Consider the following 23,487-nt stretch of genomic DNA (forward strand, 5'->3'; position numbering starts at 1 on the left):
GGCTGCGACACAGCCGGGAAGGACCGGGAGCGATGGCCACCACCCTCCGCGTCGGCGCGGTCAACTACCTGAACACGAAGCCGCTCGTCGAACGACTCCCCGAGTTCGCCCCGCGCATCGACCTGTCGTTCGCCCTGCCGAGCCGCCTCGCCGACCAACTCGCCCGCGGCGACATCGACGTCGGCCTCATCCCCGTGGTCGAGTACTTCCGCGGTCCCGGCTACTCGTTCGTCCCCGGCATCGCCATCGGCTCGCGCGGGCCGGTGCTCAGCGTCACGCTGTTCAGCCGCGTTCCGTGGGCCGACGTCCGCAGCGTATCGCTCGACGAGGGCTCGCGCACGAGCGCCGCCCTCACGCAAATCCTGCTGCGGAAGCGGTACGGCGTCCGCCCGCGGGTCGAGCCGCTGCCGATCGACGCCCCCGCCGACGACCTCACCACCGACGCCGTGCTCCTTATCGGCGACCGGGCGATGCGGGCCTGCCTGCCGGGCTACCGCTTCGCGTACGACCTCGGTGCGGAGTGGGCCGACTGGACCGGGCTGCCGTTCGTCTACGCCCTGTGGGCCGTCCGCCCCGGCGTCGACCTCGGCGACGCGGGAGCCGCCTTCCACGCCGCGAAGGAAGCGGGCCTGGCCGCGGCCGGGGCCATCGCCCAGCGTGAGGCGGCGGGGCTGGGGCTCGACCCCGGCTTCTGCCGCCGCTACCTCGAAACTGTAATCCGCTACGACCTCGGCCCGCGGGAGCTCGCCGGGATGGCGAAGTTCCACGACCTCGCGGCCGAACTCGGGCTCGCGCCGAAGGGGGCTACCGGTGTCCGCCAGCATCGACCGGATCTTGTCGAAAGCCGTTGACGGCGGCCGGCTCACGCCCGACGAGGGCGTCGAGCTGTTCCGCAGCCGCGACCTGCTGAAGCTCGGCCGGGCCGCGCACGCGGTCTGCTCGCGGCTCCACCCGGAGCCGTACCGCACGTACAACATCGACCGCAACATCAACTACACGAACGTCTGCGCCGCGGTCTGCGACTTCTGCTCGTTCTACCGCAAGACCGGCGACGCCGACGCCTACGTGCTGTCGCGCGAGGAACTGTACCGCAAGATCGAAGAGACCATCGCCCTCGGCGGCGACCAGGTGCTGATGCAGGGCGGGATGCACCCGTCGCTGAAGCTCGAATGGTATGAGGAGCTGCTGAGCGACCTCCGCGCCCGCTTCCCGGCAGTGAACCTGCACGCTTTCAGTCCGCCGGAGCTGTGGCACTTCCACAAGTTGAACAAGCTTCCACTGCGCGAGGTGCTGTCGCGCCTGAAGGCAGCCGGGCTCGGCAGCATCCCCGGCGGCGGCGGCGAAATCCTCGTGGACCGCGTCCGCAAGGCCATCACCAAGAACAAGGCGCTGACGGACGAGTGGCTCGAAGTGATGCGGGTGTGGCACGAGTTGGGCGGCCGGTCGAGCTGCACGATGATGTTCGGGCACGTCGAAACGGACGCCGAGCGCGTCGAGCACCTGCTGCGCCTGCGGCAGCTCCAGGACGAAACCAGCGGCTTCACCGCGTTCATCTGCTGGACGATGCAGCCGGGACACAGGATGACGCAGCAGCCCGAGGCGGGGGCGTTCGAGTACCTGCGCACGCAGGCGATCAGCCGGCTGATCCTCGACAACGTCCCGAACATCCAGTCGTCGTGGGTCACACAGGGGGCGAAGATCGGGCAAGTCGCCCTGTTCTACGGGGCGAACGACATGGGCTCCCTGATGATCGAGGAGAACGTCGTCGCGTCGGCCGGCACGGTCCACTACCTGACGCTGGAGGAAATCCGGCGCTGCATCCGCGAGGCGGGCTGGGAGCCGCGGCAGCGCGACGTGTACTACCGCCTCATCGACCCGAAGCCGGCCCCGCCACCGCGGGCCGAGCGGGCGTTGCCGGTGCTCGCCTGACCCGGCACAATGACGCCATGACCGACGACGTGGTGATGCGGCAGGAGTTGCAACGGGTCGCCGCGTACCGGGAGCTGTGCGCGACCGTCCGCCGCGGCGGACGGCACAACGCCGTGTTCGCCGCCCTCATGCTGCTCCTCGCGTTCAGCGTGGTCCAGGCCGGGGCTGTTCTCAGCGGCTACATCTTCGGGGCTCTCGCCCTCGCGGAACTCCTGATCGGCCTCTGGAAGTGGTTGGCCCCGTCGGCCGAGGGGGTGTTGCTCGACGGCGTCGTGCTGCTCGCGTTCGGCGGTTGGAACATCGTCCGCACCGCGCTCGTGGTCCAGGCTGGCGGTCAACCGCAGGCGTTCAGCGTCATCCTCGGCCTGTTCCTGATCTGGGGCGCGGTCGGCCGGTTCCGGGCTTACAGCCAGCTCCGCCGTCTGTTCGCCGAGCGCCCGACCCGCGACCAGCTCGCGTGGTTCGACGGCCTCGTCGCCGAGATTCGCCAGTCCGACCCCGAAACCGACACGACTGCGCTCGACCTGCCGACGCCGCCGCGTTGGAAGGCGAAACTGCTCGGAAACACCGCGTTCCTGGTCGCCACGAAGGGCGAGTCGGCGGTCGTAGCCGGGCCGTGGGACATCGACCTGGTGCAGCGCGGCAAGCGCGGCCGGCGCGGCGTGCCCGTCGAGATGATGATCTACGGCCAGATGACACCTCGGTTCGACGTGGACGCCGCGACCTTCGAGAACTTCCAGACCTGGGCCGCGGCCGCGCGCGGCGAACCCACCGGCCCCCGATGATCGAAGTCCGTGACCTGTCGAAGTGGTTCCGCGGACCGGACGGCGGCCGCGTCACGGCCGTGGACGCGCTGCGGTTCACCGTCCGCCCCGGCGAGGTGTTCGGCCTCCTGGGGCCGAATGGTGCCGGCAAGACGACCACGCTGCGGATGCTCTGCACGGTGCTGCAACCGACCGCCGGCACCGCCACCGTCGCCGGGTACGACGTGGTCACGCAGCCGTCGGCGGTGCGGCACCACGTCGGCTTTCTGAGCGCGAACACCGGCGTCTACGACCGAATGACGGCGTGGGAGATGGTCGAGTACTACGGCCGGCTCCACGAGGTGCCGCCGGACGTGCTGCGACCGCGGATCGAAGAACTGTTCAAGACGCTACAAATCACCGCCTACCGCGACGTGCCGGGGGCGAAGATGAGTACCGGCACGCGGCAAAAAGTGTCGATCGCCCGCGCCCTGGTCAACGACCCGCCGGTGTTGATTTTCGACGAGCCGACCGCGGGCCTGGACGTGCTGGTGCAGCGCGCCGTGCTCGACAGCATCAAGGCACTCCGCGGCCGCGGCAAGACGATCCTGTTCTCGACGCACATCATGCGCGAGGTGGAGAAGCTGTGTGACCGCGTCGCCATCCTGTCGCGCGGGCGGCTCGTGGTCTGCGGCACGCTCGACGACCTGCGGACGATGCACAACCAGCCCGACCTCGAAGACCTGTTCTTTCAACTCGTCAGCTGACGGTCACGCCTCGTCGCCGTCGGCGTCCTCGGCGGTCGGGTGGTACTTGCGGATCATCTTGCGAACGGTCGCCCGCGCCAGGCCGAGCCACCGGGCGGCGGCGAGGCGGTTCCCGTCGAGCTGGCGCAGCACCTCGTCGAGCACGGCCGGTTCGACTGCGTCGAGCAGCTTCTGGTACAGGTCCGTCGGTTCGGTCCCGCTGGCGGTACGGACCTGCTCACGGACCCATTCCACCACGAACGATTGAAGGCGTTCGGGTACCGTGCCGCCGGCCTCCGTGGGTTGCGGGAAGTGCTCGGGCCGCAGCGGACCGCCGCGGGCTTCGATCGCGGCGTGCTCCAGCGCGTTCCGCAGTTCGCGCACGTTCCCGGGCCACGGCCGAGCCTTGAGGAACGCGACCGTGTCGGCGGGGAGCGCTGCGGCCGCGTTGGTCACGCCGAAGCGGCGGAGGACGTGCTCGGCGAGGAGGGCCACGTCGTCGCTGCGGTCGCGCAGCGGCGGCAGGTGGATCGGGTAGACGTTGAGGCGGAAAAACAAGTCGTGGCGGAACCGGCCGTCGCGCACGGCCGCGGACAGGTCGGCGTGCGTGGCCGAGATCACCCGCACGTCCACGGGCGTCGCTTCGGCCCCGCCCACGGGCGTCACCTCCTGCCGCTCCAGGACGCGGAGCAGTTTCGCCTGCACGGGGAGCGGGATGTCCGCGAGTTCGTCCAGGAAGACCGTCCCGCCGTCGGCCAGCATGAGTAGGCCGGGCCTCGCGCGTTCCGCGCCGGTGAACGCCCCCTTCACGTGGCCGAACAGTTCGCTCTCAACGAGGTTCGGGTTCAGCGCCGCGACGTGGACGGGGAGGAACGGCCGGTCGCGCCGCGGGCTGTGGGCGTGGACGGCGCGGGCCACGAGTTCCTTGCCGGTGCCGCTCTCGCCGGTGACGAGGACACACGCCCCCGTCGGGGCGACGAGCGCGATGCGGCGGAACACCGCCTGCATGGCCGGGCTGCGGCCGACGAGCGCGTCCGGGCCGGCTTCGGGCTCCGCGGTCTCGGCGGGTTCGGGCTCGCGCCGGCCGACGGCGCGGCGGGCGGCGTCGAGGGCGTGGGCGAGCTCGAACGGCTTGGCGAGGTAGTCGAACGCCCCGCCGGCGACGGCCTTCACCGCGGTGTCGAGGTTGCCGTGCGCGGTGATGACGACGACGGCCGCGCCGGGGGCGACAGTCTTGAGCCGGTCGAGGGCGGTGAGCCCGTCCATGCCGGGGAGCCGCACGTCGAGGAACACCACGTCGGGCGGGTGGGCGGCGGCCTGCTTCAGTCCGTCCTCGGCGGAGCCGCTGACGGCGGCGCGGTACCCCTCCCGCTCGAACGCGCGGCGGAGCGCCCAAGCGATCGGCTCCTCGTCGTCGATGATGAGCACGGCGGGCGCCATGGCGGCTCGGACCCTAGGTATTGGAATCGAGTTCCCACACGCTCGAATACGCCCCCGTTGCTTCGAAGTGGGCGATCATCCGGGCGTAGAACGGGTCCGCGGCGAGGGTCGCGCTGTCGCCGATAACTACCAGCGCACGGCGGGCGCGGGTGAGGGCGACGTTCGTCCGCCGGGTGTCGGCCAGGAAGCCGATTTCGCCGGCCGGGTTCGAGCGCACCAGGCTGATGACCACCGCCTCCTTCTCGCGGCCCTGGAACCCGTCGACGCTGTCCACTTCCAGCGCCGGGTAGTCCTTCAGTAGTTCGCGCAGGAGCCGCACCTGCCCGCGGTACGGGGTGATGACCGCGACCTGCTCGGCCGGCACGCCGGCGGCCAGCAGCGCCCGCACCTGCCGGACCGCGAGCGCCGCCTCCTGTCGGTTCAGGCGGCTCTCCGTCTCCTCTTCCTGTGCTTCATCGTACCCGGCCCCGGCCGTGTCGATGAAGCGCACGGGCGTCTCCGTCGGCGGCCCGGCTTCGACACCAGGTAGGTCGCACAGCCGGTGTGAGACGACCGATTCGTGCGGGATCAACTCACCGTCGTAGAACTCGGCCGACGAAAACGCCTGGATCGACTCGTGCATCCGGTACTGCACGACGAGTCGCCGTGCGACCTGACCTCCGTATCGTGCCACGACCCGCTCCATCAGGCTGACCGACAGCCCGGCGTCGGCGGCCTCCGGCGAGAGCACCGTCGGCGGCAGCTGGCAGTGGTCGCCGGCGAGGATCACGCGCCCGGCCCGCAGCAGCGGCAGCCACGACGCCGGCTCGGTCGACTGACACGCCTCGTCGAGCACGGCCGTGTCGAAGGTGCGGCGGCCGAGGGTCTGGCCGTCGAGGCCGGTGAGAGTGGCGCACACGACGCGGGCGTCGTCCAGCACGCGCTCGACGGCCAGGGCTTCGAGCCGGCGCACTTCCGCCAGCAGGTCGCGGGCCTCCTTCCGCATCGCGGCCTTCGCCCCGGGTTCGGGCTTGCCACGGGTCCACTTGTCGGCCGAGCGGAACAGTGCGAACGCCTCGCGGGCCACCTTGCGGGCCTGCCGGGCGTCCGGGTGCTTCTCGGCGAGCAGGTCGAGGGCGCGGGCGCGCAACTCGGGAACGACGCGGGCCGGGTGGCCGAGTCGCACCGGGTGCAGCCCGACCCGCAGCAGCTTTTCGAGCAGGTTATCGACCGCGTGGTTGCTCGCGGCGCACGCCAACACCCGGTCCCCGCGGGCGACCAGGCAGCGAATCAGTTCCGCAACGGTCGTCGTCTTGCCGGTGCCGGGCGGGCCGTGAATGACGGCCACGTCCTTCGCCGCGAGCGCAAGGCGAACGGCGTCCTGCTGCGGCTCGTTCAGCGGGGTGAGAAACGTGGGCGGCGGCTGGCCGGCGTCGAACTCGGGCTCGCGCTCGCCGAGTAGCACCGCCCGCAGCGCCGCGAGTCGGTCGCCATCCGCGCCCGCGGCGCGCCGCAGCGCGTCTTGCTGGCGGAGCCGCGAAACTTCGTCCGGCGACAGGTCTAGGCGCCAACCGTCGTCGTCGTCAAAGTCGTAGTCCGGCGGTTCGATCGCCACGCCGACTGTCGCGTCGGCGCGGTCGTAGACGACGCCGCGGAACGTGACACCGCGCTGCGGCTTCGTCCGTGTCAGCACGACCGGCGAACCCGGCCCGAGGCGGTTCGGCGGGAGGGGCTCGGTGCGGCTGGCGCGGCCGAGCGTGAGCAGCAGCCGCCCGCCGAGGCCGAACTCGGATTCGCGCAGCACGAGCCCCAGGAGCGTGCCGCCGTCGCCGCGGTCGGTGCCCTCGGCGGCGCGGCGGCGGGCCTCCGCTTCTTCCGCGGCGGCTTCCAGGTCGAGGAACTTGGAGAGCTTGCCGAAGTGGTCGACGTTCGTGAAGTCGGCCTTGCCGGCGAAGCGGGCGCGGACGGGGCGGTCGTTGAACGCCGCGCCGTCGAGGGCGGCCACGGCCTTGGCCGCGTGGCGGTCGTCGAGCTCGACGGTGGCGCCGCGGCCGATCAGGGCGATCTTGCCGACGTGCTTGCGGTCGAGGCCGGTGGTGTTGCACACGAACGCGAGCACCGCCCCCGTGCTGCACCGCGGCGGGAGCGGGTCGAAGTGGACGGCGGTCATGCCGGCATTCTACCGGCGGCCCACCATCACGTGCCGCCAGTGGTTCGATTGATTCGTCCGGTGCCGGTGGACGGCCTCGTCGTGGGTGCTATCGTCGTCGGTCGTGGCGGCGGGTTCGGTCGCGCTGGCGGGGTTGCTCTCGGTGCCGCGGGCGAAGCCCCACGCCGACAGCCCGACAATCACGGCCAGCCCGATGCCGAGACCGAATCGCGTCATCACCCACCCCCTGAGGCGTCCTTGCCGCGACCAACCCATACCGTGGTGGCGCGGCCGAATCAACCCGGCCCGAGCGGGTCGCGCTCCACCCGGCTGGCCCAGGCGGTCACGCCCGGGTGGTCCGCGGCCAGCTTCGCGGCCAGTTCCTCAACGGCCGGCCGCTCCGTCGCGTAGTGGCCGGGCACGATCACCCCCACCCCCGCGGCACGGGCCGACAGTGCGTCGTGGAACCTTAGCTCACCGGTTATAAACACATCGACACCCGCACGCACGGAATCTACCAAAAACTCCCCCGCCGCGCCGCACGCGACCCCTACCTTCCGCACAGTCCGGCTCGAGTCGCCGACGACCTGAACCGACGCGGCCCCGAGTTCGGTCTTCGCCCGTTTCGCCAGTTCACCCAGGGTCGCCGGCGCCTCCAGCTCGCCGACCCGCCCTTCCCCGCCGCTCTGGCCGGCACGAAGCTGGTAGATGTCGAATGCCACTTCCTCGTAGCTGTGCGCGGCCCGCATCGCCCGCACGGCCGCGGTCACGTTCGCTTCGGGCACGAGAACCTCGAGCCGCCACTCGTCCACGTCCTCGCGACGGCCCTTCTGCCCGACGACGGGGTTCGTGTCGTCGGTGCCAAAGAACGTGCCCTTACCCGGTACGCGGAAGCTGCACTGCTCGTACTTGCCGATCACGCCCGCGCCGGCGGCGAACAGCGCGTCGGACACCTTCGCCAGGTCCGCGTCGGGGACGTAGACGGCGATCTTGAACTGGCGTGGCCCCTCGCGCGGCCGCAGCGGGACCGCGTTCCGCACGCCGAGCCGCCGGCACAGGACGTCGTTGACGCCGCCGGGGCAGTTGTCGAACGCGGTGTGCGGCGAGTAGACAGCGACGCCGGCGCGGGCCAGTGGCAGGACCACATCGCCGTCGCCCTTCCCCGCCACGAGCGTCTTCGCGCCGCGGAACAGGATCGGGTGGTGCGACACGATCAGATCGGCCTTCTCGCCCACCGCTTCCGCAGCCACGTCGGGCGTCACGGTAAGGCACGTCATGACGCGCCCGACGGGCGCGGCCGGGTCGCCGAGCAGGAGGCCGACGTTGTCCCAGTCGGCGGCGGTGTGCGGCGGGGCGAAAGCGTTCAGCGCGGCGGCCAGGTCGGCGACGGTGGGCATGGGGCGCTCCGCGGGCGGAGCCCGGGGACGGCCGTCCCCGGGCCTTCGACATGTTTTACGCCGTCGAGGGGTGCTGTACCGCCCCGGGCCTCACCGCCCAGCAATGAATAGCGTGGTGAGGCAGGTCACCGTCGCGTCCGGGCGCTTCAGCAGCGACTCGGGGTGGTCAGGGTCGATGGCCCGGTCGAGTGCCGCGAGGGCCGCGGGCTTCAAGAAGTCGGTCAGGTAGGCGCGCGTGTCCCGCAAGTGGAGGCGGAGGAAGCGGCGGACGGCCGGGCCGAACGGAGCCAGGCGGTCCGCCGCGATCGTCTTCTTGCCGCGCGGCGTCAGCCCGGCGTCGCTCAAGAATTGACGCATCCGCCGGGCCGGCGACAGCGCCGCCCGCGAGCCGTACTTCGCCGCACTGGCCGCGACGGCAGCGCGGCGCAGTTCCATCTCCAGTTCCACCGGCCAGTTCAGGACAACTCGGTGGAGGTCGTCGTCTTCCAACACGGCGACGCTGCCGCCGGGCCGCGTCACACGCCTCATCTCCATCAGCGCACGGACCGGGTCTTCCAGGCTGATGAAGCTCTGAGCGCACCACGTCACGTCGAACGCGGCGTCGTCAAACGGAAGGTGGTACGCATCGGCTTTCACGAACTCGACGGCCGCGGAGTCGCCGACGGCGGCGACGGCGGTACGGGCGGCACTCAGGTAAGAGTCGGACCGGTCGGCCGCGGTCACTTTCCCGAACGGCCGGAGGCGACGAGCCAGCAGGGCCGAGTAGAACCCGTCTCCGCAGGGCACATCCAGCACGGCCGCACCCGAGGTCAGGGGGACGGCCCGGACGGCCCGGCATAGTTCCCGGCGGAAGGCACGGTGGAACGCGGCGAGGGTGTCAGCGTACTCGGGGAGGGCCGTCTTCTCGCTCATACCGCCGGGCGTGCGAACCGCGTGCCGCTTGGCATCCGGGATGCATTACGCCCCGTCGGAGTGGGCGGACCCCCCGCCCGCCGTCCCCACTTCCGGAGGCCGTATGCCGATCCTGAGTCAACCCGCGTTCGGGCCGAAGCTGTCGATCGCGTTCATCACCGGCGGGGCGCTCATCGACGTGTGGGACCTGGTGTGGTACTACACCCTGGCCCCACACCCGCTCTCCCCGCCGCTCCAGTTCATGTTCTGGGGGCTCCTCCTCACCGGGGCCGTGTTCCTCACAATCGGCTTCTTCCTCGGGTCGATCGGCCGGGCGGCGCGGAAGGCCGAGTTGCCGCCGACCGCCGAGACGACGCGGGCCGAGGCCTCCGTACAGGCGGCCGCGGCGGCCAATCCCGCTGTGGCGCCGGCGATGGTCGCACCGGCCGTCGCGGGTATCGCCCCGGCTCAAGTGGTCGCACCGGCGGGCGTGGCGCCGACCGTGGTGCCCTCGGGCAGCTAAGTGGCGTGAGTGGTTCAAGACGAGCAGGCCAAGCGGGGGGCGCAAGCCCCCCGCTTTTTCGTTTGAATCAGGCGAGCCCGGAGGCGCCAGCCGCCGAGTGCCGCCTGACTCTACCATCTCTTCCGGGCGACCGACCAGGGCCCGCTGGCCGTGGGAGGCGGCTGTCGCGTGCCAACGACCGGCCGGCGGACGCACACCTGTCGCCCAGCGGAGGCCGATGTTCTGACCCGTGTGAAACAGGTTGCCAGTACGAGGTCGTGCGTGCGTCGACTGCGGGCACACCCGGCGGCTCACGTCGTACGCCTCGCCAGGCTCGATCGGGTACGAAAAAACCGGCGGCCGCGGGATTCAACCCGCGGCCGCCGGTCTCTCACGTCGTCCCCTCGGTCACGCCGAACGGGCGGCCCGGCCGAGCAGCAGCCCGACGCCGAAGCCGACGAGGATCGCCGGCAGCGGGTAGCGGCGGACCAGGCTCGCCACCTCGCGGCCGAAGTCGCCCGCACGCTCGCCGACAGCGTCGTAGGCGTCGTGCGCCAACCGTTGGACGTTCTCCGTGTTCACATTCCCGGCCCAGTCGCCGAGCCGGTCGCGGGCCTGGCCGGCCAGGTCGGTCACGCGGTCCTTCGCCTGGCCCGCCAGGTCGCCAGCCCGGTCGGCCAGGTTCTGCGCGGTGTCGCGGATCGTGCCCGTAACGCCGCCGGCCTGCTCGGTGGCATTCTTCGCGGCCGAGGCGGCCTCGTTCACGCCCGACTTCGCCGCCCGCGCCGCGTCGTCGATCCCCGACTTCACGTTGTTCTTCATGTCCGCCATGGCGAAACCTCCGATTCTGGGTGAGGTCCGACTCAGTTCGAACCGACACTACCCGACCAATGCACCCGCCGTGCCAACGACCCTCGCCTTCCCGTTCTCCGCCGACGGCACGGCGGCCGCGTCAAAAACCGAGTGCAACTCCGTCAGCCGTTTCCGCGTGGCCGCCAGCGTGTGATCGACCCAGTCGGCCCCGCCGGCCTGAGCATCGTCGTCCGCGAAATCCTCGCCGCGGCCCCACCGGCCGACGACGAGCCGAAGGTCCGGGAAGCGGGCCTTGATCCGCGTTACCAGGTAGCGCGTGTGTGCGACGCCGCCGGGCGGTAGCGACGCGATCACGACCGCCGCCGGCTTCGTCCGTTCGATCCGCGTCAGCAACTCGGCGGCGAGCACCTCGTCGGTTGCCAGCTCCACGTCCCAGCGGTTCGGGTCGAGGAGTCGGCTCATCAATTCGGCCCCGGCCTGGTCGACGTCGTCGCGCGCCGCGGCGATGAGCACTCGGACGGGTCGCTCACCCTCGGTCGCGGCCGGCGGGTGTTCGAGCGCCACCTCCTCGCCGATCTCGCGGGCGGCGGTAGTGACAAACCGCAACCCTTCGTCGGGCAGGTCGTGGTCCTGGTGGTCCCGCTTCGCCAGGCACAGCGCCGGCACGATGACGCGGTCGTACACGACGGCCGCGTCGTCGCCGTCGCCCGTCGCCAGGGCGATCTTGCTCGCCTCGTCCTGGTCGCGGGCCGCGAGCCGCTGGTAGAACGCGACGCGGTCCGGCAGGACGGGCTCGTCGCCGAGCAGCACGTCGAGGAACTCGAACCGCGAAACGTGCTTCCCGAGTACCAGCAGGCAGACCGTCAGTGGGCCCGACAGAATGAGCCCGATCGGCCCCCACAGGAACGCCCAGAACCCGGCCGCCACCAGCTGAGCCACCTCCGACAGGCCCATGCTCGGGCCGTACAGGAGCGGCTCAAAAACGTTGTTCGAGATCAGTTCCAGCACGATGAACAGGGCGGCGACGGCGATCGTCATCCCCCAACCGTCGGTGACGGCGAGGACGTACAGGGCCGGCGGCACGGCCGCGATCCACGACCCGATGTACGGCACGTACCTCATCACGAACGCCAGCACCCCCCACATCACCGCATACTTCACGCCCATCAGCAGCAGGCCGACCAAGACGATGAGCGCGAACCCGGCGTTCAGCAGCAACTGCGTGAACAGGAACTTGCTGACGCGCCGACTGGCGTCGTCCACGGCCTTCGTCGTGGTCGTCACCTTGCCGTGTCCGGTAAGCCGGATGACGCGGTTCCGGAGGTCTTCCCGCTTTATCAGCATGAACACGGTGAGGAGGAACGCGAACGCCGCCTGGCCGACGAACTCGAGCGCCGGGCTGGCGAACGTCTCGACCTGCCCCATCCAGTTCGGGCCGGGGCTTTCGACGACCACGGGTGGCGGGGCGCCCGGCTGCTGGTCGCGCGGCTGCGGGGCGAAGATGTTGCCGATCTCCTCGATCAACTTTCCGAACCGGCTTTCGCCGGACCCCACTACCGCGACCTTGACCTCGGTCAGCTTGCGGACGATTTCGTCCTTGCGGTCGGGGAGCACGTCCGACAGCGACGCGATCTGCGCGGCGAGGATCGCCCCGAGGCCGCCGCTCACGAGCAGCGCGAGGCCGACCACGAGAATCACGGAAAGGGTCCGGCCGATGCCGCGTCGCTCGAACCACGTCACGACCGGGCTGAAGACGAAGGTGAGGAAGATCGCCAGGGCTACGGGGATGAAAATCGACCGCGCCCAGTACAAGACGCCGATCGTCGCCGCGGCAGATACGATGCTCGCCAACACGACCTGGGCGCGCTGCCATTCCTGAGCATAGCCGTGCTGAGACATGGAACTCCCCCGGACGAATGGACCCGGGGCCGGAACGTGAGCAACGGCGGTGCCGGAACCGGGAAGCAAAGCGCTGCCGCGTAGCGGGAAGTGGAGTTCGCGGGCTACTCGGCCACCGGCAGCCGCACGGTGAACTCGGCCCCCCGCCCCGGCCCGTCGCTGCGGACCGAGACACGACCGCCGTGCAGTTGCACGAGTCGCTGTACGAGCGCCAGCCCGATGCCAAGGCCGCCCTGGGAGCGGTTGAGGGTGCGGTCCACCTGCGTGAACAGGTCGAACACCCGCGGCAGCACGTCGGCCGGGATGCCGACACCGCTGTCACGCACGGTTACGACCACCTCCGCGCCACTCCGCTCGGCGGCTAGCTTGACCGTGCCGCCCTCGGGCGTGTACTTCGCGGCGTTGTTGAGCAGGTTCGAGAACACCTGGGCCAGCCGGACGCGGTCGCCGTACAGCGGCACCGACTCGGCGGGCACGCACACCTCGAACCGCACCTTTGCCTTGTCCAGCGCCGGCCGGCTGATCTCCGCCGCGGCGTCCAGTACCGCCCGCAGGGTGATCGGTTCCGCCTGCACCCGGAGCTTGCCGGTCGTGATCCGCGACACGTCAAGGAGGTCGTCGATGAGGCGGACCATCTGGCCGACCTGGCGCTCGAGCATGGCCCGGCTGCGCTCGACGGCCTCGGCGTCGTCGGCCGTCAGCCGCATGATCTCGAGGGCGTTGCGGATCGGGGCCAGGGGGTTGCGCAACTCGTGCGCCAGCATGGCGATGAAGTCGTTCTTCCGGCGGTCCTCGTCGCGGAGGGCGTCGTTGGCGCGGGCCAACTCGGCCGTCCGCGCGCGGACCTTTTCCTCGAGTCGTTCCTCCTGCTGGCGCTGCCGCATCGCGTAGAGTATGACGCGCTCCAGGAGCGCCGGCGACAGCCCGGACTTCTCCAGGTAGTCTGAAACGCCCAGGGTCAGCGCTTCGAGCGCCACGTCGCGCTGGCCACGGCCGGTGAGCAGGATGATCGGCGGCCGCCGTTCCAGCTCCTGGGCCTCGCGGAGCAGGTCGATGCCCGTGCGGCCGCCGAGACGGTAGTCGAGTAAGACGGCGTCGTGCTTCCCGGCGCGGAGTTGTGCCAGCCCGTCGTCGTAGGTCGCCGCGTGGTCGAGCTTGAACGCCACGCCGCCCACGTCCGCCAGCATCTCGCGGGTGAGCAGATAGTCCTCTCGGTCGTCGTCGATCACGAGGACCGCCAGCGGCTCCGCAATCATCTCGGCCAGGTCTCGCACCTCGGCCTCCCGGAGGGGTCAGGGGGCGTCGGCTTCGGGGGCCAACTCGACGATCTCGAGCCAGTACTTGCCGATCGACCGGACGACCTCGACGAGGGCGTCGAACGTGACCGGCTTGGTGATGTAGCTGGCGGCCGACAAGTCGTAGCTACGGAGGATGTCCTCTTCCGCCTTGCTGGTCGTCATGACCACGACCCGGATGCCTCGGAGGCGGGGGTCGGCGCGGATCGCCCGAAGCGCCTCGCGGCCGTCCATCCGCGGCATGTTCAGGTCGAGCAGGATGATACTCGGCCACGGCGCCGCCTCGGCATTGGTGTACTTACCGCGGCGCTGGAGGTAGTCGAGCAGTTCCTCGCCGTCCTCGACGAACCGCAAGTCGTTGGCCAGGTGCGCGGCGTCGAACGCCTCGCGGGTGAGGGCGCGGTCGTCGGGGTCGTCGTCGGCCACCAGGATCGTAACGGGCTTGGTACGGTTGGGCATTACTGGCCTGGCGCGGTTGGGGCGGGGGCCGGGAGGGTGACCACGAACGTGGCGCCGCCGTCGGGCCGACCGCGGGCGGTGATCGTCCCGCCGTGGCGGTCGACGATTTTTCTACAGATCGCCAGCCCGACGCCGGTCCCCTCGTACTCGTCGCGCCCGTGCAGCCGCTGGAACACCTGAAAAATGCGGGCGGCGTGCCGGTCCTCAAAGCCGATGCCGTTGTCGGACACCGTCACCACCCAGTTCACGCCGTCGCGCTCGGCCGCGACCCGCACCACCGGCGGGACGCCGGGGCGGTGGAACTTGAGCGCGTTGCCGATCAGGTTCTGGAACAACTGCCGCATCTGGCTCGGGTCTCCCATCACCTCGGGCAGCACACCCACCTCGACGCGCCCGCCGACCTTCTCCGCCCGCAGTTCCAGGTCGTCCACCACGTCGGCGACGGTAGCCGCGAGGCTGACGCGGGTGAACGGCTTGGCGTGAGTCGTGACCCGGCTGTAGCTCAGCAGATCGTCGATGAGCCGGCTCATCCGCCCGGCCGACGCCTTCATCTTGGTGACATACCCTTGCCCCTCGTTGGGAAGGCCGGGCCCGTATTTGGTGACCAGCAGGTCGCCGAAGGCTTGGATCTTCCGCAGCGGCTCCTGCAGGTCGTGGCTCGCCACGTAGGCGAACTGCTCGAGTTCGGCGTTACTCCGTCGCAACTCTCGCGCCGCGGCCGATTCCCGTTCCTCGACCCGCCGGCGTTCTTCGACCTCCGCCAGCAGCGCGGCGTTGGCTTGCATCAACTCGGCCGTCCGGTCCGCGACCAGGCGTTCGAGCACTTCGGCCTCGCGCTTCTGGTCGTCGATGTCCGTGCACGTGCCGAACCAACGGACGACGGCGCCGGCCGAGTTGCGCTCGGGAAGCGCCTGTCCCAGGAACCAGCGGTAGGCGCCGTCCGCCCGGCGAAGGCGGTACTCGATCTCGTACGGTTCACCGGTGGCGAGGGATTGCCGCCAGCGGTCCCGGGCGCGGGGCTGGTCGTCGGCGTGGAACACACCGTTCCAGCCCTCGCCGTCTGTCGACCCGAAGGGCACGCCGGTGTAGTCGTACCAGCGGCGGTTGTAGTACTCGTGGTAGCCGTCCGGGCGGGTGACCCAAACGATTTGCGGGACGAAGTCGGCGAGCGTGCGGAACCGCGCCTCGCTCACCCCGAGCGCCGTTTCCGCGACCGCCCGGCGGCCCATCTCCACGCCGAGCGCCTGCTCACGGGCCAGGGCGTCGGCCAAGGCCGCGCGCGCCTTCCGGTGGGCGACCCGCTGGGCGTGGCCGAGGGCTGCACACCCGACGCCGCAGAACCCGAACGCAGCCAGAGCCACCTGGTCGCTTACCCGCTGGACGACGAACGAGTCGCGGGGGTGGACGTAGAAGTACACGATGCCGGACATGCTGATGAGCAGCGTTGCGACGGCGGGGCCGAAGCCGGACTGCCACGACACGTACACGACGGCGAGGATTGCCAGCACGAACGCGTGATCGGTACCGAGCAGCGGGTCGAGGGCGGCCCGCATGAAGATGGCCGCCACGCCGGCGACCGCTGCGAACACGTAATCCCAGATCCACCCCCGTCGGGCGGCCAGCGGCGCGTGTGCGTTCGTGGCCCCGGACGACTTACCGGACACGCGGCGGATCAGCTCGTCGAGTTGCGGTACGGCAGGGACCAGAGCACACACCGTTGCCCACGAAACGATGGCGGTAACGAGTTTCATCACTCCCTGCGCCCGATACGCGGGGTAGTGGAACATCAGGGCGTCGCCGAGGTGGGTGAACCCGCAGCTCAGGATGAACAGGGCGAACAGCACGAACAGCCACGAGAATGGCACCTCCCGCTTCCGCCGCAACAACGACACGAGTACGAGGGGGATCGAGAGGTACGCCACCCAGATTGCCAGGTCCGACCCGACGTGGAGCCAGACCAATTCCGGCGTCCAGTTCCCGCACGCCATGCGCGGCACGAACCCCTCGGGGTCGAAGAGCTTCGACCAGAATTCGCCCATCGTGCCGTACCCTCACTGCGGCCGACCGCCGGCCCTTTTCATGGTAGGACTGTCGGGTAGAATTGAACTTCTCGCACACCCCGCGCCGACACGCACCCCGAGACGCCGCCAATGCCCAGTCCCGCCGCCGCGTCGGACGCCGCCTCCCCGGACGAGTCACCCCAGGTCCAGCAGCGCGTCCTCGTCGTCGAAGACCTGCCCGACAACCGCGAATCGCTGAAGACGCTGCTCAAGCTAGCGCTCAAGCTCGAAGTGGACACTGCCGAGGACGGGGCCAAGGCGCTGGCGCTGCTGGCCGAGCGGCCGTACAGCCTGGTCATCACCGACCTGCAGATGCCGCGGATGGACGGCATGAAGCTCATCCAGAAGATCCAGGACGACGGCATCCCATCGACAGTGATCGTGACGACGGGCCACGGGTCGGTGCCGGACGCCGTCGAGGCGATGCGAATGGGGGTGTACGACTTCCTCCTGAAGACCGACGAGCCGCAGCGGCTCATCCGCATGGCTCAGCGAGCGCTCAAGGAGCGCCGCCTCCAGGACGAGGTGGCCGCCCTCCGCGAGCAGTTGCACGGCGGCCACACCTTTCTCAACGTGCTGAGCAAGAGCCCGAAGATGCACGACGTCTTCGAACTCATCTCGCAGATCGCCGACACCACCGCGACCGTGATGATCATCGGCGAGACCGGCACCGGGAAGGAGCAGGTGGCGCGGGCCATCCACGACTCCTCCGCCGAGACTCGCTCCGGGCCGTTCGTGCCGGTGAACTGTGCTGCGTTCAACGAGAACCTGCTCGAGAGCGAGTTGTTCGGCCACGAGAAGGGGTCGTTCACCGGGGCCGACAAGAAGCGCGTCGGCCGGTTCGAGCAGGCCCACGGCGGCACTCTCTTTCTCGACGAGATCGGCGACGTGCCGATGAGCATGCAGGTGAAGTTGCTGCGCGTGCTACAAGAGCGGCGGTTCGAGCGCGTCGGCGGGGGGGAGCCGATCGAGATCGACGTGCGGGTCGTGGCCGCGACGCACCGGAACATGGACGACCTGATCCGCGAGGGAAAGTTCCGCGAAGACCTGTACTTCCGGCTGAACGTGGTGCGGATCGACCTACCACCACTGCGCGACCGGCCGGAGGACGTGGAGGTGCTGGTCAACCACTTCATCCGCAAATTCGCCCGACCCGGGCGGGCGGTGCCGACGGTGGACCCGGAGGCGCTGGAGGCGCTGAAGAAGGCGCCGTGGCCGGGGAACATCCGACAGTTGGAGAACGCCGTCGAGCGGGCGTGCGTGACGTGCAAGGACGGCGTGATCCGCGTTCACAACCTGCCGCGCGACATCGCCGGGCGCGTCGAGGCAAAGAACCCGTTCCAGGTCGACCTGTCCCGCCCGCTCCCGGATCAGCTGGCCGAGATCACGGCCGCGTTCGAGGAACGTTACCTGCGGAAGGCGCTGCGGAAGACGCGCGGCCACGTCGGCAAGTGCGCCACCATCACGGGCCTGTCGCGGCGGAGCATCACGGACAAGATCGCACAGTACAAGATCGAGAAGAGCGACTTCAAGAAGGACTGAGGTGCCGCGTCACCAGCGGTGCCGCGGCCAGTGTCAGGCCCAGGTCCACCAGTTCCTGCGGCCCCGTCGGTGCGGGCCGGAGCTGGCCGCCGCGGATCGTTCCTACCTTCCCCTCGGCGAGGTCGAAAACGCCCTGCACGACCTTCACGCCGGCGTCCTCGGGGCGCAGCTCCTGGGCCAACTGATAGGCGATCATCGCGGTGTTCAGGAACACCGCCGCCTCGGCCAGTGCCTTCGAGTACCCGGGGTCATTCGCCACGGACGGCCCCCACGTCTGTTCCAGTGACAGCGCCGCGCTGCGGACGGCGACGAGGATGTGGTTCACCACCGCCCTGACCGACCGGCTGAAGGCGACACCGGCGGAGTGCTTCGGGCTCAGGTACGCTTGCACGGCAGCAGCGACGGCCCCGCAGCCGGTGTGACCCAAGACCGTGAGCAACCGCAGTGACGGGCGGAAGTTGGCGAGTGCGTACTCGATGCTGCCGAGTGCCTCGTCGCCGAGCACGTTCCCGGCCACGCGCACCACGAACAGCTCGTTCGGTCCGGCGTCGAACACGAGTTCCAAAGGGGCCCGCGCGTCCGAGCAGCCGAGGACAACGCCGTAGGGAGACTGCTTCGGCGTGCCGGCAGCCGCGAGCGGGCCTGCCTGCTCCGCGGCGTAGCGGGCGTTCCCCTCGGCGAGCCAACTCAGTGCCTCAGCGGCGTCCGTCGGCAGGTGCGGGGTGCCGTCACCCGGCAGGCGGAAGCGGGTCACGAAATCCATGGCCGGGCTCCGGTGGGGATAAGCCGCCGCCCCGCAGTCGGACCGGTCCGACCGCGGGGCGGCGTTCGCCCGGAGGATATTGAATCTCACTGCGGGACGGTGGCAACGGCTATACGCTGGAGACGGTCGGCGCGTAACCCGGGCGGGTCACGCCGTTGTTCCCGGACACCCGGCTGGCGACGTTCTGAACCGCGCCGTCAACCAGCCGCGGCACCTGCTCGTTGACGCTCTGCTTGAGCGACGCCAGGGCCGTCGTCAGCGCCTGCCGTGCGAGTTGCTCCACCTCGCTGCCGACCATCGCCCACAGGCCGGCGAAGATCCCCGGCCGGGACGGCACCGTGCGGGACGCGGCTCCGTGCCCGAACGGCGTGAAGTCGTGCGACGCTGTGTCGGGACGACCCTCGGGCGCGGGCCCGCGAAAGCCGCGGTTCGTCAGTGGCCGGGAGTCCTTCTCGCCGAACAGCACGTAACCCGTCACGAAGCCCGCGGCAGCGCTGACACCCAGCGCCGCACCAGGATGGTTGCCGACGCACTCGCCCAGGTTGATCGACGCCACCGCCTCCTTCACCGATACGAGCGTCTCTTTCACCGACTCCTTTGCGGCGGCGACCGCTTCCTGGACCGTCTCCTTCATCGCCGTCGGGGCCGTCGTCACCGTCTCCTTCACCGCCTGGACGGTGTCGGAAATGGTGGTCGTGGCAGTCTGAATGGTGCCGAGCACCTGCGTTTCGAGGGCCGACACCTTGGCGGTGATCGACTCGCGGGTCTGCTCCATCTCCCGCTCGATCCGGTCCGGATCCGCGTCGGCGCCGGTCACGCCTGGGGTTGCGTCTGCCACGTTAGATTCTCCTGGAGGGCGTTGAAGGTCTTGTCCGGGAGCGGGTTGAAACTCTCAAACAGGTTCCGCGCGAAGAAGCCGAGCGCGACGCCGCCGGCGGTGCAGAGCCCGGCGAAGAGCATCCAGGCGCCCCACTCTGGGAGGTGTCCGGCGTCGCGCAGGATGTAGACGAGGCTGAACATCAGCGCCATGCCGCCGATGGTCAGTAGCGCGACGCTCACCCCGCCGTACACCATCGCCCGTTTGGTGCGGCTCATGTCCTCCCGGATTTCGGCCTTGAGCATTTCGAGCTGCTGACGGGCGAGTTTCTGCATGTCGCCGATGATCCCCGACACCAACTCCGTGACCGTCCCTTGAGGGGTGGCGGGCGCGGGGGTGGGGGTAGTGACTTCGGGGGCGGTCATGACGGGTCGGCTCCTCGGGGGAACGTCTGTCAACTCCGGGAATGCATCCGGCGTGCCAGAAAGCGCGGAAGCCCGGGGACGGCCGTCCCCGGGCTTCCTGTGGGCTCACAGTCGTGGGTTCACGCCGTCGGGCGGCCGTAGATCAGGACGGAATACGGCCCGATGCCGAACGTGCCGTGCGCCGGCTGCCCGTCGTACTCGCCCGGCTCGGCCACCACGTCGGCGCTGGCGTAGCCGGTGAACAGTTCGCTGTAGCCGGCCCAGTCGGAGTTTAGCAGCAGCTTCCACGTGCCCGCCGCGGGGAAGCCGACCGTGTACCCCTCCCGCGGCTCGCGGTGGAAGTTGGCGACGATCATGACGTCGTCGCCGGGGCCCCCGTCGGCCCAGCGGCGGAAGGCGAGCATGTTCATGTCGTCGTGGACGTGCGAGACGTGGATGTGCTGGCCGGTCAGCCCCTTGCTTTGTTGCGCGCGGTTGAGGCGCAGGCGGATCAGGTCGCGGTACAGGCGGACCAGCCCGCGGAACTCGTCGCGCTTGTCCCAGTCCACCGGCACGGTGTCGCGGAACCACTCCCCTTCGAGGAACTCCTGCCCCTGGAACAGCATCGGGATGCCGGGCGCCGTGAAGACGAGTGCCGCGCCCAGCGTCGAACGCTTCTGTGCCCAGTACCCCGTCGGGTCGCCGCCGTCGATTTCCTGGGGCACGCGGGCCTTGCCGTTGGCGACCTCGTCGTGGCTCTCGGTGTAAACGACGCGCTGGAAGGCGTCGTTGTTGTACTTGAGCTCCAGCGCGTCCCGCAGCGCGTGCATGCTGCGGTTGGCGTCGTCCGGGGTGATAATCGCCTCCCGGACCGGGTGAACAAACCGGGCGTCCCACTGGGCCGAGTAACCCGCCCCGCCCTCGTCGGGCTTCTTCGTCATCCACTCGTTGTCCTGCAAGTCCTCGGCGATGGTGATTTTGCCCGGGAACTTCTCACTGACCTCGCGGTTGATCCACTGGATCAGGCTCCACCCGTCGGGCAGATTCGGCTCGCCGTCGGCCCGGACGCTCCGGATGTAGAGCGTCATGTCCATCCGCAGGCCGTCGATGCGGAACTCGTCCAGCCACATCAGGGCGTTGTCGCGGATGAACTGCCGCACCTCACCGCGGCCGTAGTCCGGGCGGGTGTGCCCCCAGGGCGTCTCGGAGCGCCAGTCCTGGTAGAAGTAGATGCCGCCGCCGTCGCCCTCGCCCCAGCCGTCGAACCGCCACAGGTGCAGGTCGCCGGGGCCGAAGTGGTTGTAAACCACGTCGAGGATCACCGCAAACCCGTTGCGGTGGGCCTCCCGAACGAACTCCTTGAAGGCGTTCGGCCCGCCGTACGCGCTCTCGACGGCGAACACGTGGGCCGGGTTGTAGCCCCACGACCGGTCGCCGGGGAACTCGGCCACCGGCATCACCTGGATGCAGTTGATGCCGAGCCGGCGGAGGTGGTCGAACCGGTGGATCACGTCACGGAAAGTAGCCGGCGTGTCGTTCTCCGGGTTGGTGTCGTTGAACGTGCCCACGTGCAGCTCGTAGATCACGAGCTCGTTCCAGTTCGGCGTCGGGAAGTGGTCGTCGCCCCAGTCGAACGCCCGCGGGTCGTACACGACACCGTTGCCGACGGAGTTCGTCACCTCCCGGGCGTACGGGTCGATCCGCGACAGTTCCCCGGCCGGCGTCTTCAGGTGGAAGCGGTACTCGGCCCCGACCTTCGCCCCGGGCACGTCGCAGTACCAGTACCCCTCGTCGTTTTCCCGGCTGAGCGGGTGGGTACCGGGTTTGAAATCGTTGAAGGTGCCGACGACGCTGACCGCCTCGGCGTGCGGCGCCCACACCCGGAAGGCGACGCCGCCCGCGTGCGGAATAGCCCCCATGCCGGCGTGCGCTTCGGACCGGTACGCGCCACGGCCGGCCTTCCCTGCAGCCTTGGGGTACGGAATCGGGCGGGCCGGGCGGGCCGCGGACAGCTTGGCCGGCGGGGCGGGCGGGGGCATTGGTCGATCCTGTTCTGAAGAATGATGTTTCTGTTCAGGTAGGCACGGGGTCGGGCCGACCGGCGAGGCGGTGGCGGCCGGCGGGGGTCAGTCCGGACCCGAACTTCGTCGCGTAAACTTGCGTGAGTTCTGCGCCGAAGAGCACGATCAGCGACGAGTAGTAAATCCACACCAGCAGCACGACGAACGACCCGGCCGCGCCGTACGTGGAGCCGATCGACGCGGTACCGAGGTAGAGGCCGATGAGGTATTTCCCCACGGTGAACAGCAGGGCCGTGACCACGGCCCCGACGCCCACATCGGACCAGTCCGGGCGGGCGTGCGGCAGGTACTTGTAGATCATGCCGAACATCAGCGTGGTGACCAGGAAGCCGGCCACCAGGTTGGCGGCACCCATCCACGCGTCGCCGTACGGCATCCACCGGTTGACGAGGCCGCCGAGGGCGGTCAGGAACGCGCTGAACACCAGCGAGACGAGCAGCAAGAACGCCATCCCGCAGATCATCGTGAACGACGCAACCCGGTCGCGGACGAGGCCGAGAATGCCGGTCCTGGAGTCCTCAGGCTTCACGTTCCACACGGTGTTGAGGGCGTCCTGGAGGGACGTGAAAACGCCGGTGGCCCCGAAGAACAGCGCGACGATGCCGACGACCGTAGACACGATGCCGCCGCCGGGCGTTTGGGTCGACGCCAGCATCGCCTGGACCGCCTTCGCGCCTTCTTCGCCGATCAGGTCGTTCAACTGGTTGGCGATCTCGCCGCGGGTCGCCTGCTCGCCAAACGCCGCCCCCGCGATCACCGTCACGAGGAGAAGCATCGGGGCGATGGACAGTGCCGTGTAGAACGCCAGCGCGGCGCCGAGTGTCATAGCCTTGTCGGCCAGGAACTCGGCCAGCGTCTGCTTGATGAGCCGGCCGGTCTCGGTGAGTTTCATGGGGACAGCATCCGGACGGGGGGTACACACGAAAAGCCCACCCGTCGGAACGGGTGGGCTTCGTCCCGGTCGTGGGGTCCGGCGCTAAACCGTTGACCTTGGCGCCCGGTTGCCGGCGATGAGCGAGACGACGAACAGCACCAGGAAGACGAAGAACAGGATCTTCGCGGCAAACATCGAGGTGCCGGCGACACTGGTGAAGCCGAACACGGCGGCGACGAGCGCGATCACCAGGAACATCAGAGCCCAGCGAAGCATTGAGGAGCCTCCGGATGTCGGGCGGTGTAAGCCCGGGGACTGCCGCGACCCGAGGGCCGCAGGATGTCAGCAGTCAATGCATCCGGCGTGCCAAACGACCGGTCTGTGGCCCGCCGATTGCACCGCATTCGGCCGCCCGCCCGCCCGACGGGCACATTCCTCGTAACCGGAGGCACCGATGTCCAGCCGAATCCCGCCGACGAAGGTCATCCCTGATGCTCCACCCGCGAACATCCTGATCCCGCCGCAACAGACGTTCGAGCACGCCGACGAGGAGCGCATCCGCACCCGCGCCCACGAACTCTGGGAGGCGGCCGGCCGGCCCGATGGGGATGGTGTCGCCTACTGGCATCAGGCCGAGCGCGAGGTCCGGGGCGGTTGAACGTGCCACCGTACGCGGAGCTGACCCCGGGCTTGTGACACGAATT

23 protein-coding genes are annotated in these 23,487 nt (G+C 69.7%); 7 read left to right on the forward strand and 16 right to left on the reverse strand.

The features are described from left to right. Positions 1 to 32 precede the first annotated feature (32 nt). From ETAA1_RS15710 to ETAA1_RS15725, 4 genes are read left to right on the forward strand one after another with little or no spacing between them, the layout of a single operon-like run. Positions 33 to 851, forward strand: coding sequence for a menaquinone biosynthetic enzyme MqnA/MqnD family protein (locus ETAA1_RS15710; RefSeq protein ID WP_145240038.1), 819 nt, complete (start codon positions 33 to 35; stop codon positions 849 to 851). Further along, on the forward strand, positions 811 to 1,929 hold the full coding sequence (mqnC, locus tag ETAA1_RS15715) for a cyclic dehypoxanthinyl futalosine synthase (protein WP_145240040.1): 1,119 nt from the start codon (positions 811 to 813) through the stop codon (positions 1,927 to 1,929). The genes ETAA1_RS15710 and mqnC overlap by 41 nt, the downstream gene beginning before the upstream one ends. A 17-nt stretch (positions 1,930 to 1,946) precedes the next feature. Further along, positions 1,947 to 2,714, forward strand: a complete 768-nt coding sequence (locus tag ETAA1_RS15720; RefSeq protein WP_145240042.1) for a hypothetical protein — start codon at positions 1,947 to 1,949, stop codon at positions 2,712 to 2,714. After that, positions 2,711 to 3,439, forward strand: coding sequence for an ABC transporter ATP-binding protein (locus ETAA1_RS15725; RefSeq protein ID WP_145240044.1), 729 nt, complete (start codon positions 2,711 to 2,713; stop codon positions 3,437 to 3,439). Before ETAA1_RS15720 ends, ETAA1_RS15725 begins: the two co-directional genes overlap by 4 nt. 3 nt (positions 3,440 to 3,442) lie before the next feature. Here the strand turns inward: ETAA1_RS15725 and ETAA1_RS15730 are convergent, their stop codons facing one another. The 5 genes from ETAA1_RS15730 to ETAA1_RS15750 all read right to left on the reverse strand — a co-directional run bounded on the left by ETAA1_RS15730 (position 3,443) and on the right by ETAA1_RS15750 (position 9,295). Continuing rightward, positions 3,443 to 4,858: a sigma-54-dependent transcriptional regulator gene (locus ETAA1_RS15730; protein WP_145240046.1), complete on the reverse strand. Its 1,416-nt coding sequence runs from the start codon at positions 4,856 to 4,858 to the stop codon at positions 3,443 to 3,445. Positions 4,859 to 4,871: 13 nt separating this feature from the next. Next, positions 4,872 to 7,007: an AAA domain-containing protein gene (locus ETAA1_RS15735; RefSeq protein ID WP_145240048.1), complete on the reverse strand. Its 2,136-nt coding sequence runs from the start codon at positions 7,005 to 7,007 to the stop codon at positions 4,872 to 4,874. 9 nt (positions 7,008 to 7,016) lie between these two features. Continuing rightward, entirely contained in the window at positions 7,017 to 7,223 is a 207-nt protein-coding gene (locus tag ETAA1_RS15740) for a hypothetical protein (protein ID WP_145240050.1), read from the reverse strand. A gap of 59 nt (positions 7,224 to 7,282) precedes the next feature. Continuing rightward, on the reverse strand, positions 7,283 to 8,383 hold the full coding sequence (locus ETAA1_RS15745) for a Nif3-like dinuclear metal center hexameric protein (RefSeq protein WP_145240052.1): 1,101 nt from the start codon (positions 8,381 to 8,383) through the stop codon (positions 7,283 to 7,285). 90 nt (positions 8,384 to 8,473) lie between these two features. Beyond that, positions 8,474 to 9,295, reverse strand: coding sequence for a methyltransferase domain-containing protein (locus ETAA1_RS15750; RefSeq protein WP_145240054.1), 822 nt, complete (start codon positions 9,293 to 9,295; stop codon positions 8,474 to 8,476). 103 nt (positions 9,296 to 9,398) lie between these two features. Between ETAA1_RS15750 and ETAA1_RS15755 the strand changes: the two genes are divergently transcribed. After that, positions 9,399 to 9,797, forward strand: a complete 399-nt coding sequence (locus tag ETAA1_RS15755; protein WP_145240056.1) for a hypothetical protein — start codon at positions 9,399 to 9,401, stop codon at positions 9,795 to 9,797. A 387-nt stretch (positions 9,798 to 10,184) separates the two neighbouring features. Here the strand turns inward: ETAA1_RS15755 and ETAA1_RS15760 are convergent, their stop codons facing one another. The 5 genes from ETAA1_RS15760 to ETAA1_RS15780 all read right to left on the reverse strand — a co-directional run bounded on the left by ETAA1_RS15760 (position 10,185) and on the right by ETAA1_RS15780 (position 16,281). Beyond that, positions 10,185 to 10,607, reverse strand: a complete 423-nt coding sequence (locus tag ETAA1_RS15760) for a hypothetical protein (RefSeq protein WP_145240058.1) — start codon at positions 10,605 to 10,607, stop codon at positions 10,185 to 10,187. 48 nt (positions 10,608 to 10,655) lie between these two features. Then, positions 10,656 to 12,488 (reverse strand): AI-2E family transporter, encoded by a 1,833-nt coding sequence (locus ETAA1_RS15765; RefSeq protein WP_145240060.1) that lies wholly within the window; start codon positions 12,486 to 12,488, stop codon positions 10,656 to 10,658. A 104-nt stretch (positions 12,489 to 12,592) separates the two neighbouring features. After that, positions 12,593 to 13,762, reverse strand: a complete 1,170-nt coding sequence (locus tag ETAA1_RS15770) for a hybrid sensor histidine kinase/response regulator (protein WP_238389456.1) — start codon at positions 13,760 to 13,762, stop codon at positions 12,593 to 12,595. Between the two features lie 18 nt (positions 13,763 to 13,780). Beyond that, the gene (locus ETAA1_RS15775) at positions 13,781 to 14,242 is read right to left on the reverse strand and encodes a response regulator (RefSeq protein ID WP_145240062.1); all 462 of its coding nucleotides are present in this window, start codon (positions 14,240 to 14,242) and stop codon (positions 13,781 to 13,783) included. Further along, a complete protein-coding gene (locus ETAA1_RS15780) occupies positions 14,242 to 16,281 on the reverse strand; it encodes a sensor histidine kinase (protein ID WP_145240065.1) in 2,040 nt (679 codons plus the stop codon). The genes ETAA1_RS15775 and ETAA1_RS15780 overlap by 1 nt, the downstream gene beginning before the upstream one ends. Before the next feature lie 111 nt (positions 16,282 to 16,392). On the opposite strand from ETAA1_RS15780, the gene ETAA1_RS15785 reads away from it, so the two are divergent. Further along, positions 16,393 to 17,844 carry a sigma-54-dependent transcriptional regulator gene (locus ETAA1_RS15785; protein ID WP_145240067.1) on the forward strand — a complete coding sequence of 484 codons (1,452 nt, stop codon included), beginning with the start codon at positions 16,393 to 16,395 and terminating at the stop codon, positions 17,842 to 17,844. Here the strand turns inward: ETAA1_RS15785 and ETAA1_RS15790 are convergent. The 6 genes from ETAA1_RS15790 to ETAA1_RS15815 all read right to left on the reverse strand — a co-directional run bounded on the left by ETAA1_RS15790 (position 17,831) and on the right by ETAA1_RS15815 (position 23,059). Beyond that, positions 17,831 to 18,607, reverse strand: a complete 777-nt coding sequence (locus ETAA1_RS15790) for a carbonic anhydrase (protein WP_145240069.1) — start codon at positions 18,605 to 18,607, stop codon at positions 17,831 to 17,833. The genes ETAA1_RS15785 and ETAA1_RS15790 overlap by 14 nt on opposite strands. 109 nt (positions 18,608 to 18,716) lie before the next feature. Then, on the reverse strand, positions 18,717 to 19,445 hold the full coding sequence (locus tag ETAA1_RS15795) for a DUF3618 domain-containing protein (protein ID WP_145240071.1): 729 nt from the start codon (positions 19,443 to 19,445) through the stop codon (positions 18,717 to 18,719). Then, complete coding sequence (locus ETAA1_RS15800; RefSeq protein ID WP_145240073.1) at positions 19,421 to 19,849, reverse strand: phage holin family protein; 429 nt, start codon at positions 19,847 to 19,849, stop codon at positions 19,421 to 19,423. Before ETAA1_RS15800 ends, ETAA1_RS15795 begins: the two co-directional genes overlap by 25 nt. A 119-nt stretch (positions 19,850 to 19,968) precedes the next feature. After that, complete coding sequence (locus ETAA1_RS15805; RefSeq protein WP_145244678.1) at positions 19,969 to 21,747, reverse strand: alpha-amylase family glycosyl hydrolase; 1,779 nt, start codon at positions 21,745 to 21,747, stop codon at positions 19,969 to 19,971. Between the two features lie 154 nt (positions 21,748 to 21,901). After that, on the reverse strand, positions 21,902 to 22,801 hold the full coding sequence (locus tag ETAA1_RS15810; RefSeq protein WP_145240075.1) for a YihY/virulence factor BrkB family protein: 900 nt from the start codon (positions 22,799 to 22,801) through the stop codon (positions 21,902 to 21,904). Between the two features lie 84 nt (positions 22,802 to 22,885). Continuing rightward, positions 22,886 to 23,059: a DUF1328 domain-containing protein gene (locus ETAA1_RS15815; RefSeq protein WP_145240077.1), complete on the reverse strand. Its 174-nt coding sequence runs from the start codon at positions 23,057 to 23,059 to the stop codon at positions 22,886 to 22,888. Between the two features lie 178 nt (positions 23,060 to 23,237). Between ETAA1_RS15815 and ETAA1_RS15820 the strand changes: the two genes are divergently transcribed. Further along, positions 23,238 to 23,441, forward strand: a complete 204-nt coding sequence (locus ETAA1_RS15820; RefSeq protein ID WP_145240079.1) for a DUF2934 domain-containing protein — start codon at positions 23,238 to 23,240, stop codon at positions 23,439 to 23,441. The last annotated feature ends 46 nt before the right edge of the window (positions 23,442 to 23,487 follow it).

Origin of the sequence: Urbifossiella limnaea (assembly GCF_007747215.1) — a bacterium.
Lineage (GTDB): Bacteria > Planctomycetota > Planctomycetia > Gemmatales > Gemmataceae > Urbifossiella > Urbifossiella limnaea.

Excerpts from the sequence above, each read along its gene's own strand:
- ETAA1_RS15730 (WP_145240046.1), bottom strand. The coding sequence starts at position 4,858 with ATGGCGCCCGCCGTGCTCATCATCGACGACGAGGAGCCGATCGCTTGG.
- ETAA1_RS15720 (WP_145240042.1), top strand. The coding sequence starts at position 1,947 with ATGACCGACGACGTGGTGATGCGGCAGGAGTTGCAACGGGTCGCCGCG.
- ETAA1_RS15745 (WP_145240052.1), bottom strand. The coding sequence starts at position 8,383 with ATGCCCACCGTCGCCGACCTGGCCGCCGCGCTGAACGCTTTCGCCCCG.
- ETAA1_RS15740 (WP_145240050.1), bottom strand. The coding sequence starts at position 7,223 with ATGACGCGATTCGGTCTCGGCATCGGGCTGGCCGTGATTGTCGGGCTG.
- ETAA1_RS15735 (WP_145240048.1), bottom strand. The coding sequence starts at position 7,007 with ATGACCGCCGTCCACTTCGACCCGCTCCCGCCGCGGTGCAGCACGGGG.
- ETAA1_RS15725 (WP_145240044.1), top strand. The coding sequence starts at position 2,711 with ATGATCGAAGTCCGTGACCTGTCGAAGTGGTTCCGCGGACCGGACGGC.
- ETAA1_RS15750 (WP_145240054.1), bottom strand. The coding sequence starts at position 9,295 with ATGAGCGAGAAGACGGCCCTCCCCGAGTACGCTGACACCCTCGCCGCG.
- ETAA1_RS15755 (WP_145240056.1), top strand. The coding sequence starts at position 9,399 with ATGCCGATCCTGAGTCAACCCGCGTTCGGGCCGAAGCTGTCGATCGCG.
- ETAA1_RS15785 (WP_145240067.1), top strand. The coding sequence starts at position 16,393 with ATGCCCAGTCCCGCCGCCGCGTCGGACGCCGCCTCCCCGGACGAGTCA.
- ETAA1_RS15810 (WP_145240075.1), bottom strand. The coding sequence starts at position 22,801 with ATGAAACTCACCGAGACCGGCCGGCTCATCAAGCAGACGCTGGCCGAG.
- ETAA1_RS15760 (WP_145240058.1), bottom strand. The coding sequence starts at position 10,607 with ATGGCGGACATGAAGAACAACGTGAAGTCGGGGATCGACGACGCGGCG.
- ETAA1_RS15820 (WP_145240079.1), top strand. The coding sequence starts at position 23,238 with ATGTCCAGCCGAATCCCGCCGACGAAGGTCATCCCTGATGCTCCACCC.
- ETAA1_RS15790 (WP_145240069.1), bottom strand. The coding sequence starts at position 18,607 with ATGGATTTCGTGACCCGCTTCCGCCTGCCGGGTGACGGCACCCCGCAC.
- ETAA1_RS15815 (WP_145240077.1), bottom strand. The coding sequence starts at position 23,059 with ATGCTTCGCTGGGCTCTGATGTTCCTGGTGATCGCGCTCGTCGCCGCC.
- ETAA1_RS15805 (WP_145244678.1), bottom strand. The coding sequence starts at position 21,747 with ATGGGGGCTATTCCGCACGCGGGCGGCGTCGCCTTCCGGGTGTGGGCG.
- ETAA1_RS15765 (WP_145240060.1), bottom strand. The coding sequence starts at position 12,488 with ATGTCTCAGCACGGCTATGCTCAGGAATGGCAGCGCGCCCAGGTCGTG.
- ETAA1_RS15780 (WP_145240065.1), bottom strand. The coding sequence starts at position 16,281 with ATGGGCGAATTCTGGTCGAAGCTCTTCGACCCCGAGGGGTTCGTGCCG.
- ETAA1_RS15800 (WP_145240073.1), bottom strand. The coding sequence starts at position 19,849 with ATGACCGCCCCCGAAGTCACTACCCCCACCCCCGCGCCCGCCACCCCT.
- ETAA1_RS15710 (WP_145240038.1), top strand. The coding sequence starts at position 33 with ATGGCCACCACCCTCCGCGTCGGCGCGGTCAACTACCTGAACACGAAG.
- ETAA1_RS15775 (WP_145240062.1), bottom strand. The coding sequence starts at position 14,242 with ATGCCCAACCGTACCAAGCCCGTTACGATCCTGGTGGCCGACGACGAC.